Below are 16,184 nucleotides of genomic sequence, written 5' to 3'. Positions count from 1 at the left end.
GCGGGATCAGGCGACGGGAGTGGCGCTATGCTGCATCATGTATCGGTGGGCACCAATGATGTGGCGCGGGCGCGGGCCTTCTACGACCCGCTGATGGCGCTGCTGGGCTATCGCAGCCTGCGCGACCATCCCCATTCGCTCGACTATGGCGTGACCGACGTGGTGTTCAGCGTCGAGACCCCGGTCGATGGCGCGCCCGCGAGCGCCGGCAACGGCATCCATATCTGCTTCGTCGCCGCCGATCGCGGCGCAGTCGACGGATTTCATCGGCTGGCGCTGGAGCTGGGCGGCAGCGATGCCGGGCCGCCGGGCGTGCGGCCGCAATATGACGAGCATTATTATGGTGCGTTCGTGCGCGACCCCGACGGCAACAAGATAGAAGCGGTCACTTTTTCGGCGCGATAGGCGCCGCGCCGCGCGCGGCGAGGACCGATCCGGCGGGCTGCGGCCGGCCATAATGATAGCCCTGCGCGATATGGCAGCCGTGCTGGAGCAGCAAAGCGGCCTGTTCGGCGGTCTCTACGCCTTCGGCCACCACCTCCATCCGGAAACTGCTGCCCAGCTTGATGACGGCGTCGACAATGGCGGCGTCGCCGGCATCGCTGTCGACATGGCTGACGAAGCTGCGGTCGATCTTCAGCACATTGACCGGATATTGTTTGAGGTGGCTGAGCGAGGCGAAGCCAGTGCCGAAATCGTCGAGGGCGATGCGCACCCCGCCGCGCGCGAACCGGTCAAGCGCGCGCGCGACCTGATCGGCGCCGCGGCCGAGGAAGACCGACTCGGTCACTTCGATCTCGAAATTCTGTGCCGGCACGCCATGCTGATCCAGCCGGGCCAGGACATGATCGGCGAAATCGGCCTGGAGCAGATCCGCCGCCGAGGCATTGACCGCCACCCGGCCGGGATCGAAGCCCATCCCGAGCCAGGCCGCCATGTCGTGCAGCACCGCGTCGAGCATGAGGTCGGTCAGGCGGATGGCCAGTTCGCCATGCTCGAAGGCGGCGGCGATGGTGGCGGGCGCCTGCACCCCAAGCCGGGGATGCTGCCAGCGCAGCAACGCCTCATAGCCCAGCACCTGCCCGCTGCGCATGTCGACCTTGGGCTGATAATAGGGCTCAACCAGCCGCTCGGCGATCACCTGGCGCGCCATGTGGATCATCGAACTGCGCTGCTGCGCGTCGGCGCGCAACTGGGAATGGAACATGGTGAGCCGGCTGCGGCCGCTCGCCTTCGACGCATAAAGCGCCAGGTCGGCCGCCTTGAACAGTTCATGCGCATCGTCACCATGCTCGCCGAACACGGCGCCACCGACGCTGACCCCGGCTTCGAGCAACTGCCCCTGATAGGCGAAGGGCACCCGCATCTTGTCCAATATCGCCTGGCTGCAGGCCTGAACGGAGGCACTGTCCACCAAAGAGGCGGCGATCAGGCCGAATTCGTCGCCGCCCAGGCGCCCGACCACAGCATCGGCCGGTGCCGCCGCGGCCAGCCTTTCGGCAAAGCCGCAGAGCAGCGCGTCGCCCGCGTCATGGCCAAGCGAATCGTTGATCCGCTTGAGGTCATCGATGTCGAACAGCATCAGGCCGAAGCCCGCGCCGGTCGGGCGTGCCTGATCCGCCAGTTCCTCCAGCACGCCCTGCCACAATGTCCGGTTGGGCAGCCGCGTCATCGGATCGTGGGTGGCAGCCCAGCGGATACGTTCTTCCGCATCGCGCTGTTCGGTGACGTCGAGGAAGGTCACGATGATCCGACGCAACTGGCCGACTTCCGTGCGCGTCGCCCAGCCGGTGCTGCGGATCCAGCGCAGCGCGCCATTGTCGGCGCGATGGACGCGCAGGGTCGCCTCGAAATGGGGCGGCAGGACATTGGCGGCGACGCCGTCCATCATCGCCTTGAGCTTGTGCCGATCATCGGGATGCACAAGCGACAGGGCCAGTTCGGTGGTCGCCGGCGCATCCGCCGACAGGCCCAGCATGGCCCGGAATTCCGCCGACCAGCTGCGCTGGCCCGAACGGGCGTCATAGTCCCAGATGCCGAGCCGCGCCGATTGCACCGCGAGGCGGAAATGCTCCTCGCTCTCGGCCACCGCCTGCTGCGCCAGCTTCTGATTATGAATATCCTCCAGCGTGCCATACCAGCGGATGATCGCGCCCTTGCCATCGCGCCGGGCGGCCGCGCGGGCGCGCATCCAGCGATAGCTGCCGTCGCGCAGGCGCAGACGATAATCGACATCGACCGGATCGCCCGACTGGAGCCGTTCGCGCCATAGCGCCAGCGTCCGGTCCATATCGTCAGGATGCAGGGCGTTGATCCAGCCGGCCCCCATCGCCTGTTCGGGCGAGCTGCCGGTCAGATCGCGCCAGCGCGGCCCGACCTCCTCGATCGCGCCATCGGGGGTGGCGGTCCAGGGTACCTGGGGGCTGAGTTCTACCGACCAGCGATGATGTTCGCGACTTTCCGCCAGCGCGGTTTCCAGCAATTCAGCCTGTTTGTCGCGACGATCATGCATATCCTCGACCGTTCCATACCAGCGCCATGCCCCTGCGGGCATTGCCTGCCGCGTCATGCGGAGCAGGCACCAGCGGCTTGCGCCATCTGCGCAACGCAGGCGAACGACCAGCGGTTCCGGCTGCGACGACGCGGCGGCGGCCCGTATGATGATCCCGATATCGACCGAATCAAAGCCCTTGCGCCAGCCATGGCGCATCAGCCCCATGCGAAGCCCCCCGCCCCGCACCTCGCCCTCGACCCAGTAGGTCAGCAGGCGACCGCGATAATCCGCGAACCAGTGAATGACGGGCGGGCGTACATGCTTGATCTTGGACGACAATGCCCTGTGCGCGACATGGGCGCCGGACGGCATATGGGCCGCAGGCCCGCCAAGTTCGCGGGCGCCATCGGCAAAGCGCCGATCAGCAAAGCGATCCATCGCCCATCCCCGATTGCCGTGCCGCCCTGTTCGTCATGGCAGCGATGATGCAGGAAAAGCTTAAACAAGCCTGCATGTAACCGGAATGATCGAGAATCTGTAATTTACAGAAATTGCCCCGTCAGCGGCGCAGGATGGCGGCCAGTTCGACCGGCAGCGGCGGCTCATCGCGTGGCATGACGACCCGGATCGCCTGCGCCTGCTCCTCCGGATCGAAGCGGACCCAGCCGGCACGGCTGAGCTTTTCGAGCGGGCGATAGCGGATCTTGTACTGCATCCGCTGCGAGCCATCGACCCAATAGCCGAGATACACGTAGGCCAGGCCCGCGCGGGCAGCGCGCTGGATATGATCCATGATGATGAAGTTGCCGAGGCCGGGGCGATCTTCCAGTTCGGTGTCGAAGAAGCTGTAGATCATCGACAGGCCGTCGCCCTGGCGATCGGTCAGGCAGGCGCCGACCAGCTTGCCGGGGCGGCCATCCTCGCCGGGCAGGCGATATTCGACGACATGGCTTTCAACCGGGGTCTGTTCGACCATGTCGGCAAAGTCCATCTCGTCCATTTCGGTCATGCCGCCGCCGGGATGCCGCGCGCGCAGATAGCGCTGGAGCAATTCGAACTGCTCCTCGGTCGACCAGGGCTTGCAGGCGGTGACGACGAGGTCGCTGTTGCGGCGGATCAGCTTGCGCTGGGTCGCGTTGGGCTTGAATTCCTGCGCGACGACGCGGACCGACACGCAGGCCGAGCAATCGGCGCAGCTGGGGCGATAGGCGACATTCTGGCTGCGGCGGAAGCCGATGCGGCCGAGCGCATCATTGAGTTCCGAGGCATTGTCGCCGTTGAGTTCGGTGAAGACCTTCCTCTCGCTCTTGCCCGGCAGATAGGGGCAAGGGCTGGGGTTCGTCACGAAGAAACGCGGAAAGCGGAATGGTGCGCTCATGCCTCTCCCCCCGATTCAGTCATGCGAATGTGCCTTTTCATGGTCGGACTATGCCGTCCCGGCCCAACCATGAAAAGGTCATTTACCACGAAATTTTTACCGATGGTTAAGCATGTCCCAAAATCAGGCAACCTCGATCGGCGCGACCTCATAACCCGCCGCGCCCAGCGCCGTGATCAGCCGCTGGAGATGGGCGCCATCGCGGGTCTCGCACTCGACGTCGAGGCTGAGCCCCTTGGCCGGCAGATTGGTGAAGATGCGCTGGTGCGACAGCTCCAGGATGTTGACCGCTTCCTGGTCGAAGATGCGGGCGACATGGAACAGCGCGCCGGGCCGATCCTGCAGGATGATGCGCAGGCGGGCGAGACGTCCCGAACGGGCGAGATCGCGCAGCAGCACATTGGCGAGCAGGCGGGTGTCGATATTGCCGCCGGTCAGGATCAGGCCGACATTGCGACCGGCAAACTGCTCGCGATAGCTGAGCAGTGCGGCGAGGCCGGCCGCGCCGGCGCCCTCCACCACCGTCTTCTCTATCTGGAGCAGCAGGCTGACCGCCTCCTCCAGCCGGCGTTCGGTGACCAGCAGCACATCGTCGGCCAGACGCTCGACGAAGCGGCGGGTGAGTTCGCCCGGCTGCTTCACCGCAATACCCTCGGCCAGCGTGTCGCCGTCGCAGGCGAGGTCCGCGCCCTTGATGAAATCATACATCGACGGATACAGCTCCGCCTGGACGCCGATCAGGCGTATGTCGGGCTTCATCGCGCGCGCCGCGGTGGCGATGCCCGAGAAGAGGCCGCCGCCGCCGATCGGTATGATCAGCGTGTCGATCTGCGGCGCATCCTCCAGCATTTCCAGACCGACCGTGCCCTGACCGGCGATGATGTCGGGCTCGTCGAACGGATGGATGAAGGTCAGCCCCTGCTCCACCTCCAGCTTGCGGGCATGGGCATAGGCGTCATCGAATTTCTCGCCATATTGGACGACGGTGGCGCCATGGCCCTGGGTCTGGGTGACCTTCACGATCGGCGTGGTGGTGGGCATGACGATGGTAACGGGCACGCCAAGGCGCTTGCCATGATAGGCAAGACCCTGCGCATGGTTGCCGGCAGAGGCGCCGATCACGCCCTTGGCCTTGGCCGCTTCATCGAGTTGCAGCAGACGATTGAGCGCGCCGCGTTCCTTGTAGGCGGCAGTGAACTGGAGATTTTCGAACTTCAGATAGACGTTGCAGCCAAGCATTTGCGAGAAGGTCTGGCTAATGAGCGTCGGCGTCTTGACGATCGACCCGGAAATGCGTGTCCGGGCCGCAAGGATGTCATCGACGGTGACGGGCAGCGGCAGGGCGCCCTCTATCTTGCTCAGCGTGTTCATGGCGCAGCGCCCTAACGCAAAATTGCCGGTGAAGAAACTGGCACTTGCCGAAAACTGGCCCTATGGCTTGGTTGCACGCACGAAATGTACGAGGCTTATGGCTAATATCGCGTTTATCGGCCTGGGGGTCATGGGCGGCCCGATCGCGGGGCATCTGGCCAAGGCGGGGCATCATCTGACCGTCTATAATCGATCGATCGGCAAGGCCAAGAGCTGGGCCGAGGCCTATGGCGGCGAAGTCGCGATCAGTCCGGCCAAGGCCGCCGAGGAGGCCGACATCGTCATCAGCTGCGTCGGCACCGACGATGACCTGAGCCAGATCACGCTGGGGCGCGAGGGCGCGTTCCGCACGATGAAGCCGGGCGGCCTGTTCATCGACCATACGACCGTGTCGGCGCGGATCGCGCGGCAATTGTCCGTCGAGGGCGAGAGCCTGGGCCTGCACTGCGTCGATGCGCCAGTGTCGGGCGGGCAGGCAGGCGCCGAAAATGGCCGGCTGTCGATCATGTGCGGCGGGTCCGCCCCGGCGGTGGCGGCCGCGACGATCGTGATGCAGGCCTATGCCGCGCGCATCGTCCATGTCGGCAAGGCCGGCGCGGGCCAGACGACGAAGATGGTGAACCAGATCTGCATCGGCGGCGTTCTGCAGGGCCTGGCCGAAGCAATGCGCTTTGCCCAGGCAGCGGAACTGGACCTGGACAAGGTGTTCGAGGCGATTTCGGGGGGCGCAGCGCAAAGCTGGCAGATGGACAATAGATGGAAGACGATGGCGCAGGACAGTTTCGATTTCGGATTTGCGGTGGACTGGATGCGCAAGGATCTGGGACTGGCACTGGAGGAAGCGCGGGCCAATGGCGCGACCCTGCCGGTGACGGCGATGGTCGATCAATATTATGCCGACGTGCAGGCGATGGGCGGCCATCGGCAAGACACCAGCGCGCTTGTGCGGCGGATCACCCGCGCATGAGGAAGATGATGCTGGCGGCGATCGCCGCGCTTGCACTGCCCATGCCCGCTTATGCATCGGGCGTGATCGACAATGTGAACGGCATCGCCATCGGACCGGATGGCAAGATCGTCCATTTCGGCGCGCTGATGATCGACGATGAGGGCAAGGTCGAGAAGCTGATCCAGGGCCGCTATCAGGAGCCCGAGTACAAGCCCAAGAAGCCCAAGCGCGGCCAGCCCTGGCCCGAGCGACCGAAAGGCCCGAGCTTCAAGCTGGACGCAGGCGGCAAGACGCTGATCCCCGGCCTGATCGACGCGCATGGCCATGTCATGGGGCTTGGCCTGTCGCTGATCACGCTGGACCTGTCCGACACGAAATCGCTGGCCGAGGCACAGGCGAAGATCCGCGCCTATGCGCAGGAAAATACCGGCCGCAAATGGATCATCGGCACCGGCTGGAACCAGGAGACATGGGGGCTGGGCCGGTTCCCGACCGCCGCCGAACTGGATGCGGCCGTGGGCGACATTCCGGTCTGGCTGGAGCGGATCGACGGCCATGCCGGCTGGGCCAACAGTGCGGCGATCCGCGCGGCCGGCGTCAGCGCCACGACCAAGGCACCGACTGGCGGGCGGATCGAGATGGCGGCGGGCAAGCCGGCAGGCGTCTTCGTCGACAAGGCGATGGACCTGATCCAGAAGGTGGTGCCCGCCCCTGCCCCCAAGGATCGCGACAATGCGCTGGAAAAGGCGCAGCGCGCGCTGCTGGCGGTGGGCATCACCGGCATTGCCGACATGGGCACCAGCATCGAGGATTGGCAGGCCTTCCGCCGGTCGGCCGATCGCGGCGCGCTGCGCGTGCGGATCATGTCCTATGCCTATGGCCTCGACAATATGGTGCTGATCGCCGGGCCGGAACCCACGCCCTGGCTGTATGACGATCATCTGCGCATGGGCGGGATCAAGCTGCTGCTGGACGGCGCGCTGGGATCGCGCGGCGCCTGGCTGAAGGCGGACTATAGCGACGCGCCGGGCCAGCGCGGCCTGCCTATGATTCCGTCGACCCAGTTGCGCAATATCATGAGCCGCGCGGCGATGGACAATTTCCAGGTCGCGGTCCACGCGATCGGCGACGCCGCCAATGGCGAGATACTCGACGCGATCCAGGAAATGTCGGACACCTATAGCGGCGACCGGCGCTGGCGCGTCGAACATGCCCAGATCATCGATCCGGCCGACCTGCCGCGCTTTGCGCGCTATGGCACGATCGCGTCGATGCAGCCGGTGCATGAAACGTCGGACTGGCGCATGGCGACGGCACGGCTGGGCGAGGCACGGCTGAAGGGCGCCTATGCCTGGAAGGCGATGCTGGACAATAAGGTGCCGCTGGCATTCGGTTCGGACGTGCCGGTCGAAAGCCCCAATCCCTTCCCCGGCATTGCCGCCGCCATGTCGCGACAGGACGCCAGGGGCGAGCCGGCCGGCGGCTGGATGCCCGAGCAGAAGGTGAGCTTCGAGGCAGCGCTGGACGGCTTTACCCGGCAGGCGGCCTTTGCTGGCTTTGCCGAGAAGAAATTCGGCAGCCTGGTGCCGGGGCAGCGGGCGGACTTCCTGCTGATCGACCGCAATATCGATACGGCCAGCCCGACCGACATTCGCGGCACGCAGGTGCTGGAAACCTGGATCAACGGCAAGCGGGTCTATGTGAAGGGGCAGTAGCCCCTTCGCTCACATCGCGTTGTCGGCGGCGTTCATGGCGTCGTCGATCGTCTCGGGCAACGGCGGCTGGACCGGGCGATCGCAACCGGCCAGCTTCATATGGGCGCGCAGCGTGTCCATGCGCCCAAGGTTCCAGCGCGCCAGCGGCACGCCGAGCGGGCGGAATTCGGCGCGGTCGAACAGCTCGACCACATAGGTCTTGCACAGCTCATCCACCTGATCGAGCGTCAGCATGCCAAGGTTCATCACCATCGGCTTGCCCGGCACGCCGTTGCGGCCACGCACCAGATCGGTGACGTAAAGGCCGCCGCGCGGATCGACCAGCACGACATCGGCACGCGAGGCGTCGATCATCCGGTGGCTGGCGGCATAGGGCTCGACGAAAACATGGGTGCGCCAGACCAGGAAGCCGGCGGTCAGCAGCGTCACCGCAAAGCCGATGAAGATCGGCCGCATCGCGCCCTGTGGCCGGAAGCGCGCCCAGCCAAGGCCGCCCAACAGGCAGAAGGGGCCGATGAAGCCATGGGCGTAGCGGAAGCCCCAGCCATAGCCCTGCGCCAGCGCCAGCAGGCAACCAGCAAGGCATCCGAGCGCCAGCGGCAGGGCGATCTCACGGCCGCGGATCGCATCGCGCCAGCGCATCGCCAGCACGCCCAGGCCCGCGAGCGGCACCATCAATATATTGTTCCAGGCGGCATAGCGGCTGAGATTGACCAGTGGTTGCCAGCGATCGCCCAGACGCTGGAACAGGCTGCCCACCTTGTCCGCGACGCCGGCGGAGGGACGCACATCGGTCGGCGCGCCCAGCGCATGAAGCAGGAATCCGGGCCAGATCTTGGCCCAGACGATGACGATCGCGACCAGGGTCAGCGCGTGGAAGGCGGCCACCGTCCAGCGCCGCGCCAGCAGCATCCAGAGGATGAAGGGAGCGATGAAGATGGGCGGGAAATGCCATTGGTGCAGCCCCGCCGCGATCAGCGCGACCACGCCGGCCGACAGATGGCCGGCAATGCCGCCGCGCAATACCAACGCCAGCCAGACCATGTTCAATGCGAAATGGCCGGTCATGGCATAGGGGGTCATCGCCGTGACCCAGAGCTGGGCCGAGGAGAGGCCGAGCAGCATCGTCACCCATACGGCATCGGGCCGGTCAGGGAAGAGATGCAGCGCCACCCGCCATAGCGAGAAGAGGCCGAGCACCAGCAAGACCGGGCCGGCCAGATTGGGATCGCCCATCTGCCAGAACAGGGCCTGGATCGCGCTGTTCACCGGCAGATAGGCAGCGGTCCAATAGTCGGCGGCGCCGAAGGGCGAGAAAAATTCGGGCATGATCGCCCGGCGATAGGGCTCCCATTCGACCGGGATCGGCCGGGCGAACAGGCCTTCGCGCATATAGGCGGCGGCAAAGCGCGCGACCTCTTCATCGCGGGAGACCGAATAATCCTGGAACAGGGCATAATGGCCCGCCCAGGCGGCCAGCCCCAGCAAGACGATGATCGGCACGATGATGCGCGCGCGCGGTTGCGGCAGGCGAAAGCCCATCCCTTCCGCAAAGGGCGCGGCCAGCGCCAGCAGGAACAGGCCGATCATCAGCGCTGGAAAATCCTGATCCAGGAACAGGATGACGGCGAGGCTGACACCCTGACGCCAGGTCACATGCCACAGGAAGGTCGCGCCCAGCCACAAAGCGAGGCCGATCGCCCCGGCGAGGAACAGGCGCCGCGCGCTGACGAAGGGCATTCCCCCCGGCATCAGATGTCCAGCAGCGCCTTGTTGACGAAAATGCCGTCCATTTCGACCAGCAACGGGAAATGGCCCTTGTTGTTGGCGAAGAAGGCGGAGGGGACGAAGGCGCGCGCCTCCAGCCAGTCGATCATCGCGCGATAGCCGGTGCCGCCTTCATAGATGGGACGCACGCCCAGTTCGGTCTGGATGCCGGCCATGTCGGCGATGACGCTCCCCGCCCCTTCGCAGACCGACAGGTCATGACCCTGCGTATCCATCTTGAGGAAGGGCCGGGCAAAGCCATGGGTGGCGCGCAGTTCGGGCAGCAGGCTGTCGAGCCGGCGGCACTGCATCTCCACCGTCTTCGTCACCTTGTTGCGATCGGCGAAGATCGCATCCTGCGCGTCCGAGGGGGCCTTCAGCGAACTGAACTGGTCGGCGGCCATGATGTTGAAGCTGGCGGTGCCGTCGAAATCGGACAGGGCCATGTTGAAGACATGCCAGTTGCGGTCGGACGCGGCGGCCTTGCTCAGTTCGGCAAAGACGTCCGGGTTCGGCTCGAAGGAGAGGATGGTGCCGGCAAAGCCCGCCTCCTTGCGCGCCATGGTCGCATATTGGCCGCGATTGGCGCCGACGTCGAACAGGCAGTCGATGGCGAAGGCGGACAGGAAGCGCTTGAGCGCCTGGATCTCGGGATATTGGTGGACGCGGCCGGCCAGCGCCAGGCGCAGGGCCAATGCACGGTCGGACAATTCGCGGACATAGCGGCTCATGCGCGCAGCACCTGGCGGTAAATATCCATCGTCGCCAAGGCCATGTCCTTCCAATTGCCCATAATGTCTCCATAGGCGCGCGCCCGCGCACCCGCTGCCTGCCTGATGGCCGCGCTTTCGATCAGCGGCAAGAGGGCTTGGCCAAGCGCCACCGCATTTCCGGCCGGAACCCGCGTGGTGACGCCGTCCGGCAAGGTGCCGAACATGCCGGCGTCGGAGGTGACCATCGCCTTGCCATGGTGCAACGCCGACAGGAAAGCGCCGCTCGAATCGATATGGCGATAGGGAAAGACCATCAGGTCGGCCTTCATCATATGCGCATCGAGCCGGGGTTCGGTGAGGAAGCCGAAATCGGTGGTGAGGCGGTCGCCAAAGCCGGCGGCATGGACCGGATCAAGGATCGGCGCGACATCCATGAAGGGCTTGCCGGCCAGCACCAGTTCGAAGGGGTGTCCCGCGCGCCAGAGCGACAGGCAGGCCTCCACCAGCAGGTCGACGCCCTTATAGGGGCGGATCGTGCCGAAGAAGAGGATGCGGGGCGCGGCGGGATCGGGAATGGCCGCAAGGTCCGCCGGGGTGGCGGGCGCGAGGCGCATCGGCGGGTGTGGCGTCACATGGATGCGGGCGGGATCGACGCCCTGCCCGACCAGCGCCCCGCGCGTCGTGTCGCCATGGACGATCAGCGCATCGAAGCGATCGAGCAGCGCGCGATAGCCGCGCCCCTGCAGGCCGCTGTCGGCATGATAGGCATCGGCATTATGGACGGTGTGGACGAGCGCGGTGCGGCCCTTGAGCCGATCGAGCATCAACCGGTCGGCCGGCGCCAGCGGCAGCCACTGGACATGGGTCACGTCCGCGCCGGTCATCGCATCAAGATTGCCGAGCGCGCAGGTCAGGCCATATTCGGCCGCCTTGGCGAGACGGAAGGCGCGCCCCTCCCCCAGCCGATCGCGCAGGGCCTCGCTGCGGCGGAAGAAGCGCGGCGCGTAGCGATAGCCCTGCGGCAAGATCGCATCGGTGGCGCGCATCGGCCGGCCGAGCAGGGTGACGTCCGCCCCCGCCTGCGCCAGGCCGGCGCACAGCCCGTCATCATAGCGCCCGGTGAAGAGCGACGGATCGAGCATGGCAATCTTCATGCGCGCACCAGCCGGCGCAGCGAGGCGAGATGGAGGCCAGCCGCCAGCGTCAGGGTCAGGGCATAGAGACCGAGGAAGCCGAGGTCGAAACGGTCGGGCCAGAACACGCCGGCGAGCGGCACGCTGAGGAGCGAACCGACGAGGAAGGGCAGCGAGCGCTGGAGCAGATGGGCGAAGCGGCCGAGCGCGGCCTGGACATAAACCGAGACGCAGATGACCGAGAGCGCGACCAGCGCCAGCGCGGTGAGGCCAAGATCGGCCTGGTCGATCGCGGCGCGGCCGTCGAAGAGCTTGTCGAACAGCCAGCCGCCGATCAGCATCAGCAACGCCGAACCGGCGAGCGCGAAGAAAAGCGCGGCGCCGAGTGCTCGGAACAGGAGCTGGCGCACCCGCGCGCTTTCGCCGGCATGATAGGCGCGGGTGATGCGCGGCAGGGCCGCCTCCACCATCGCGCGCACCAACATGGAGAGCGAGCGCGACATCTTGAAGAAGAAGTCGAACAGCAGCATCGGCCGGGCGTCGCTGGTGGCCATAGCGATGGTGAAATAGGGCGCATTATAGGCGACGATGTCCGACACGGTGAAGGCCGCCGAGGCGCCGATATCGCGCAGATAATGGCGGCGCACATGGCCGCCGCCGACGCGGAAGGCGAACCAGTGGCTGTGGCGCATATTGAGGCGGCGGTGGACATGGACGATGGCGTAGCCGATCACCAGAACGCTGATCGCCAGTTGCAGCGCGACCGACAGGCGAGGATCGAGCCCGAACAGGATCGCCGCGAGCAGGCCGATCGTCACCAGGCGGCGGGCGCAATCGAGCCCTTCCCACAGGAAATTGCCGTCGATCGCCGCAAGCGCCCGCTTGGCGAGCAAAGCCGGCAGGTTGAGGCAGGCGGTGAGGAAGAAGAGCAGGAACAGCATCGGCATCGCCGTATGCAGCCCGCCCAGCGCCAGCGCGCCGAGCAGGATGACGACCGCGCCGGCAATCAGCAGCCCGAGAAAGAGGAAGAGGACACCCATTTCCTCCAGCCGGAAGCCGCCATCGGCCGCCCCCTCATCATTGCCCAGCCAGAAGCGGCGCAGGCGCGCATAGATGATGCTGGTGAGACCGAATTCCGCCGAGATGGTGAAATTGCCGAAGGCGACGAGCAGCAGGAAGGCCTGAAACTCCGCCAGCGGCAGCACCCGCACGAAGACGAAGGTGACGGCGAAGCCCCAGATCATCACCAGCCCGACATTGGCGAGCTTGACCAGCGCGAGGATGCGGGCGGATGCCTCCATCCGCGCGAGCATGCTCACTGCGTCGCAGTTCCCAGCGGCTTGCGCGCGCGGAACAGGCGGTCGTCGAGCGCATAGAAATGGCGCGTGTCAGCGTCGATGTCGCGCGCGTCGATCTCCTCCAGCTCGAAGCCGGCAGCCCGGATGCGATCGGCAAAGTCGAGGCCATATTGGCGGACATGGTCCCACTGGCCGAAGCGGCGCTCGCGCTCGCGCGGGGGGATATCGAAACTGCCATCCTCGGTCGGCTTGTCCCACAGCGGCACGATCAGCCAGGCTTCGCCGCCGGGCTTGAGCGCGCGCAGGATATTGCGCAGCACGGCCATGTCGTCGGGCACATGCTCCATCACATGGCTGGCATAGAAGAGGTCGTAGCGATCGGTGTCGGACAGCGCCATCAGGTCGACCTTGTGCATGCCGGGCACGGTATAGCGCGCGGGATCAAGATCGGCCGGGACATAGTCGGCCGCCTCAGAGAAGCGCTTGACCAGGCTGCCCTCATTGGGGGCCATGTGCAGGATCGCGCCGTCGGTCGGCACGGTCAACACGCCCTTCATGAGAAGATAGTTCATCAGCCGCTCGCGCGGCGAGGCGTTGCAATTGGGGCAGCCCCATTCGCCATTGTCGCCATAGCGGAAGAAGCCGACGACCGTCGTGCCGCAGGCCGGGCAGCCACGATTGGCGCGCGCGCCCAGTGCCTTGCGCAGGTCGAGACCCAATTTGGTCAGATGCTTGCCGGCGGCCTTGGCCACCCGCTGGACAGTAATCACGCCATTCTCCGCTCGGTATCAGCTTCCGGCCTATACAATATGGCGCGGCTTTGGCGAGGGGGATCAGCGCGAAAGATTATCGCGACTGGGCCGGATTCCAGATCGTGACGGTGCGGCCCCGCATGGCCTTGACCACGCCCTTCAGGGTTGCGGCATAGGCAATCAATATATCCATCAGTGTTGCCAGCGGGCCGCTGCGGGCCCGTCCGCCGATGCGGAAAAGGGCCGTCACCGCGATCACCCCCAGCATGGCGAGCAGGATCGACAAGCGCAACGCCAGCACCAGCACAGCGAGCGCACCGATCAGGATGAACAGGCCGCCGAACCAACGGACGATCTTGCGCGAGGCATATTTGAACCGGTCGATCGCCGCCATGCGGCGCAGTTGCGGGCGCAAATGGCTGTGCGTGTGCCAGGCGCGGGCAGCGATCCGCACCTTGCGCCGATATTCGTCCTTGCGCCCCGTCACCAGCCGCTCGCGCGCGATCACATCCTTCGCCTTCACCAGCCGCTTGCCGGCAAAGACCACCGCCATGGAGACGGTGAGGTCGTCGAGCACGCTATCGGGAAATTCCGGATAGAGGGAGCGACGGATCGAGAAGATCGAACCGTCGGCGCCCAGCACATTGCCGGTGCGCGACTCCTCGTCCTTCAGCTTCTCCTCGATCCGCCAGTAGAGCGAACCGACGGCCGCGGTCGCGCTGTCCCCCTCGCCCAGATAATGGAGCGATCCGAGCACGCCACCAATATCGGGATCGGCATAGCGAGCGAGCAGATTGTCGATCGCGTCGGCATCCAGCAGCACATTGGCGTCGGTGAAGATCAGCACATCGCCGCGCGCACGGGCAGCAAGCAATTTCATGCCATGCGCCTTGCCGCTGCGTCCGGGGCCCTGCAACAGGGTGATAAGTCCGCCGCCCCCCTGCGCAGCGATCAACCCGGCGGTGCCGTCGGACGATCCATCATCGAAGGCCAGGATTTCGAGGGTAGGATGCCGATCCTTCAGCATCGCCAGATTGGCGAGCTTGTCCGGCATCGAGGCAGCCTCATTATAGGCGCAGAAAAGCAGCGAGGCGCTGGGCAGCGGGCCATCGGCCGGCGCTTCCGCACGGGTCGGCAACAGGCGCAGGATCAGCGGATAGAAGAAGAAAGGCCAGGCGACCGCGACAAGCGAAAGCAGCAGGACAAGGACAAGCAGAAGGTCGATCATGATCAATAGGCCTTGTGATGCACCAGAACACCCAGCGTCGCGACGATGATGCGCAGATCGCGCCAGATCGACCAGTCGCTGACATATTCCAGATCCGACTGGAGCCGGTCGATCAGATCTTGATGATGGTCGGTCGCGCCGCGATGGCCGCGCACCTGGGCAAGGCCGGTCATGCCCGGCTTAATGCAATGCCGTTCCCAATAGCGGGCGTCGACCTCCCAATAGAGGCTGTCGCCCGCCTTGGCGGCGGCGGCATGGGGGCGCGGTCCGACGACGCTCATGTCGCCGTTCAGCACGTTGAAGAGCTGGGGCAGTTCATCGATGCTGGTCTTGCGCAGGAAGGCGCCGACGCGGGTCACGCGATCATCGTCGCGCCTGGTCAGCGTTGCGGCCTTGTGGTCGCTCGCCTCGGTCCGCATCGAGCGGAACTTGTAGATGGAAAAGGGCCGTCCGTCCTTGCCGATGCGCGGCTGGCGGAACAGGACCGGGCCGGGGCTGGTCAGCTTTACCGCCAGCGCGGCGCCGATCAGGACCGGCGACAGCGCGATGGTGGCGATGGTGGCGACGAGGATGTCGAACAGCCGCTTGATCAGGCGATCACGGAATTGCAGCGGGCCGCCGGCGACGATGATCGTCGGCTGGCCGTCAAACTCGTCGACCCGCGCGGGGGCGAAGCGCAGCAGTTCGGGGACGACGATCTCGCCCCGCGCCGAGAGCGACTTGAGCGCCGCGGACCAGTCGTCCATCCGTTCGAGCGGACAGGCGACGATCACCCGCTCCGCCATGCCGACGGCAGCGGCCAGGCGTGCGGCCATGTCGGCATCATGGCGTTCGGGATGGAGATTGGCGGCGTCCGCCTGGATCACCTCCATATGGGCGCCGGTCTCGATCGCGACCCCGTCCATGATGACGGCGGTGAGGTGCGGGACATCGCCCAGCAGGCGAACCGCCAGGCGCGCGACAGCCAGACGCACCAGCGCCAGCGTCGCCGCACCGAGCAGCAGGCCGGTGAGGAAGGTCAGACGGGACAGTTGTTCGGCGATCTTGCCCAGATAGACGATCAGCAGCATCAGCAGCGCCGCCTGCGCCAGCGCCAGCAGGGCGCGGAAGATGCCGCGGCGCACGCGATCCAGCGTGTTGATGCCATAGGCTCCACCCTGCACCGCGAGGATCGCATAGAGCGGCGCGACCATCGAGAACATCACCAGACCATGGGGCTTGCCCGGCTCGCCCAGGAAGGCGCCGACGACCAGCCAGTTGGCGAGCAGGAAGGCGATGAACAGCCCCGCCATGTCGCCGGCCAGGCACAGCGCATAAAGGCGCAGCCGCACAATTTCCTTCGAGACAGTCAATGAGGCGCCCTGCATGATCATTATGCTGTCCCGT

At 65.9% G+C, this 16,184-nt stretch carries 13 protein-coding genes; 3 read left to right on the top strand and 10 right to left on the bottom strand.

Features of this window, described 5'->3' with window-relative positions; all coding sequences use genetic code 11:
• The first annotated feature begins 27 nt into the window (after positions 1 to 27).
• Positions 28 to 405 carry a VOC family protein gene (locus AC0KVN_RS06480; RefSeq protein ID WP_099230728.1) on the top strand — a complete coding sequence of 126 codons (378 nt, stop codon included), beginning with the start codon at positions 28 to 30 and terminating at the stop codon, positions 403 to 405.
• On the opposite strand, the gene AC0KVN_RS06475 is transcribed toward AC0KVN_RS06480, so the two are convergent.
• The 3 genes from AC0KVN_RS06475 to AC0KVN_RS06465 form a co-directional block, all read right to left on the bottom strand.
• A complete protein-coding gene (locus tag AC0KVN_RS06475) occupies positions 386 to 2,932 on the bottom strand; it encodes a sensor domain-containing protein (RefSeq protein ID WP_435566430.1) in 2,547 nt (848 codons plus the stop codon). The two genes, AC0KVN_RS06480 and AC0KVN_RS06475, sit on opposite strands and share 20 nt — an antisense overlap.
• 121 nt (positions 2,933 to 3,053) lie before the next feature.
• Complete coding sequence (locus AC0KVN_RS06470; RefSeq protein ID WP_004212177.1) at positions 3,054 to 3,872, bottom strand: arginyltransferase; 819 nt, start codon at positions 3,870 to 3,872, stop codon at positions 3,054 to 3,056.
• A gap of 123 nt (positions 3,873 to 3,995) precedes the next feature.
• Entirely contained in the window at positions 3,996 to 5,243 is a 1,248-nt protein-coding gene (locus AC0KVN_RS06465; protein WP_004212176.1) for a threonine ammonia-lyase, read from the bottom strand.
• Positions 5,244 to 5,340: 97 nt separating this feature from the next.
• Between AC0KVN_RS06465 and AC0KVN_RS06460 the strand changes: the two genes are divergently transcribed.
• Together AC0KVN_RS06460 and AC0KVN_RS06455 are read left to right on the top strand one after the other, a co-directional pair.
• Positions 5,341 to 6,210 carry an NAD(P)-dependent oxidoreductase gene (locus AC0KVN_RS06460; protein WP_010339958.1) on the top strand — a complete coding sequence of 290 codons (870 nt, stop codon included), beginning with the start codon at positions 5,341 to 5,343 and terminating at the stop codon, positions 6,208 to 6,210.
• Positions 6,211 to 6,218: 8 nt separating this feature from the next.
• Positions 6,219 to 7,907 (top strand): amidohydrolase, encoded by a 1,689-nt coding sequence (locus tag AC0KVN_RS06455; RefSeq protein WP_435566622.1) that lies wholly within the window; start codon positions 6,219 to 6,221, stop codon positions 7,905 to 7,907.
• A gap of 9 nt (positions 7,908 to 7,916) precedes the next feature.
• On the opposite strand, the gene AC0KVN_RS06450 is transcribed toward AC0KVN_RS06455, so the two are convergent.
• The 7 genes from AC0KVN_RS06450 to AC0KVN_RS06420 all read right to left on the bottom strand — a co-directional run bounded on the left by AC0KVN_RS06450 (position 7,917) and on the right by AC0KVN_RS06420 (position 16,171).
• Complete coding sequence (locus AC0KVN_RS06450; RefSeq protein ID WP_435566429.1) at positions 7,917 to 9,659, bottom strand: MFS transporter; 1,743 nt, start codon at positions 9,657 to 9,659, stop codon at positions 7,917 to 7,919.
• Positions 9,659 to 10,405, bottom strand: a complete 747-nt coding sequence (locus AC0KVN_RS06445) for an FkbM family methyltransferase (protein ID WP_483656029.1) — start codon at positions 10,403 to 10,405, stop codon at positions 9,659 to 9,661. Before AC0KVN_RS06445 ends, AC0KVN_RS06450 begins: the two co-directional genes overlap by 1 nt.
• Complete coding sequence (locus AC0KVN_RS06440) at positions 10,402 to 11,541, bottom strand: glycosyltransferase family 4 protein (protein WP_435566427.1); 1,140 nt, start codon at positions 11,539 to 11,541, stop codon at positions 10,402 to 10,404. The genes AC0KVN_RS06445 and AC0KVN_RS06440 overlap by 4 nt, the downstream gene beginning before the upstream one ends.
• A complete protein-coding gene (locus AC0KVN_RS06435; RefSeq protein ID WP_435566621.1) occupies positions 11,538 to 12,821 on the bottom strand; it encodes an MATE family efflux transporter in 1,284 nt (427 codons plus the stop codon). The genes AC0KVN_RS06440 and AC0KVN_RS06435 overlap by 4 nt, the downstream gene beginning before the upstream one ends.
• Before the next feature lie 14 nt (positions 12,822 to 12,835).
• Positions 12,836 to 13,588 (bottom strand): class I SAM-dependent methyltransferase, encoded by a 753-nt coding sequence (locus AC0KVN_RS06430; RefSeq protein WP_125987169.1) that lies wholly within the window; start codon positions 13,586 to 13,588, stop codon positions 12,836 to 12,838.
• A gap of 76 nt (positions 13,589 to 13,664) precedes the next feature.
• Entirely contained in the window at positions 13,665 to 14,798 is a 1,134-nt protein-coding gene (locus tag AC0KVN_RS06425; RefSeq protein ID WP_435566425.1) for a glycosyltransferase family 2 protein, read from the bottom strand.
• A 2-nt stretch (positions 14,799 to 14,800) separates the two neighbouring features.
• Positions 14,801 to 16,171: a sugar transferase gene (locus AC0KVN_RS06420; protein WP_435566424.1), complete on the bottom strand. Its 1,371-nt coding sequence runs from the start codon at positions 16,169 to 16,171 to the stop codon at positions 14,801 to 14,803.
• Positions 16,172 to 16,184: the final 13 nt, after the last annotated feature.

It is taken from the genome of Sphingobium sp. SG1 (genome assembly GCF_057063145.1).
Note: the sequence above shows the minus strand (reverse complement) of the source record. Positions and strands in the feature narration are given on the sequence as shown.

Bases quoted from the DNA above. Each gene is read 5' to 3' on its own strand.
- AC0KVN_RS06480 (WP_099230728.1), top strand. From the start codon at position 28: ATGCTGCATCATGTATCGGTGGGCACCAATGATGTGGCGCGGGCGCGG.
- AC0KVN_RS06440 (WP_435566427.1), bottom strand. From the start codon at position 11,541: ATGAAGATTGCCATGCTCGATCCGTCGCTCTTCACCGGGCGCTATGAT.
- AC0KVN_RS06425 (WP_435566425.1), bottom strand. From the start codon at position 14,798: ATGATCGACCTTCTGCTTGTCCTTGTCCTGCTGCTTTCGCTTGTCGCG.
- AC0KVN_RS06460 (WP_010339958.1), top strand. From the start codon at position 5,341: ATGGCTAATATCGCGTTTATCGGCCTGGGGGTCATGGGCGGCCCGATC.
- AC0KVN_RS06465 (WP_004212176.1), bottom strand. From the start codon at position 5,243: ATGAACACGCTGAGCAAGATAGAGGGCGCCCTGCCGCTGCCCGTCACC.
- AC0KVN_RS06445 (WP_483656029.1), bottom strand. From the start codon at position 10,405: ATGAGCCGCTATGTCCGCGAATTGTCCGACCGTGCATTGGCCCTGCGC.
- AC0KVN_RS06420 (WP_435566424.1), bottom strand. From the start codon at position 16,171: ATGATCATGCAGGGCGCCTCATTGACTGTCTCGAAGGAAATTGTGCGG.
- AC0KVN_RS06455 (WP_435566622.1), top strand. From the start codon at position 6,219: ATGCTGGCGGCGATCGCCGCGCTTGCACTGCCCATGCCCGCTTATGCA.
- AC0KVN_RS06435 (WP_435566621.1), bottom strand. From the start codon at position 12,821: ATGGAGGCATCCGCCCGCATCCTCGCGCTGGTCAAGCTCGCCAATGTC.
- AC0KVN_RS06475 (WP_435566430.1), bottom strand. From the start codon at position 2,932: ATGGATCGCTTTGCTGATCGGCGCTTTGCCGATGGCGCCCGCGAACTT.
- AC0KVN_RS06450 (WP_435566429.1), bottom strand. From the start codon at position 9,659: ATGCCGGGGGGAATGCCCTTCGTCAGCGCGCGGCGCCTGTTCCTCGCC.
- AC0KVN_RS06470 (WP_004212177.1), bottom strand. From the start codon at position 3,872: ATGAGCGCACCATTCCGCTTTCCGCGTTTCTTCGTGACGAACCCCAGC.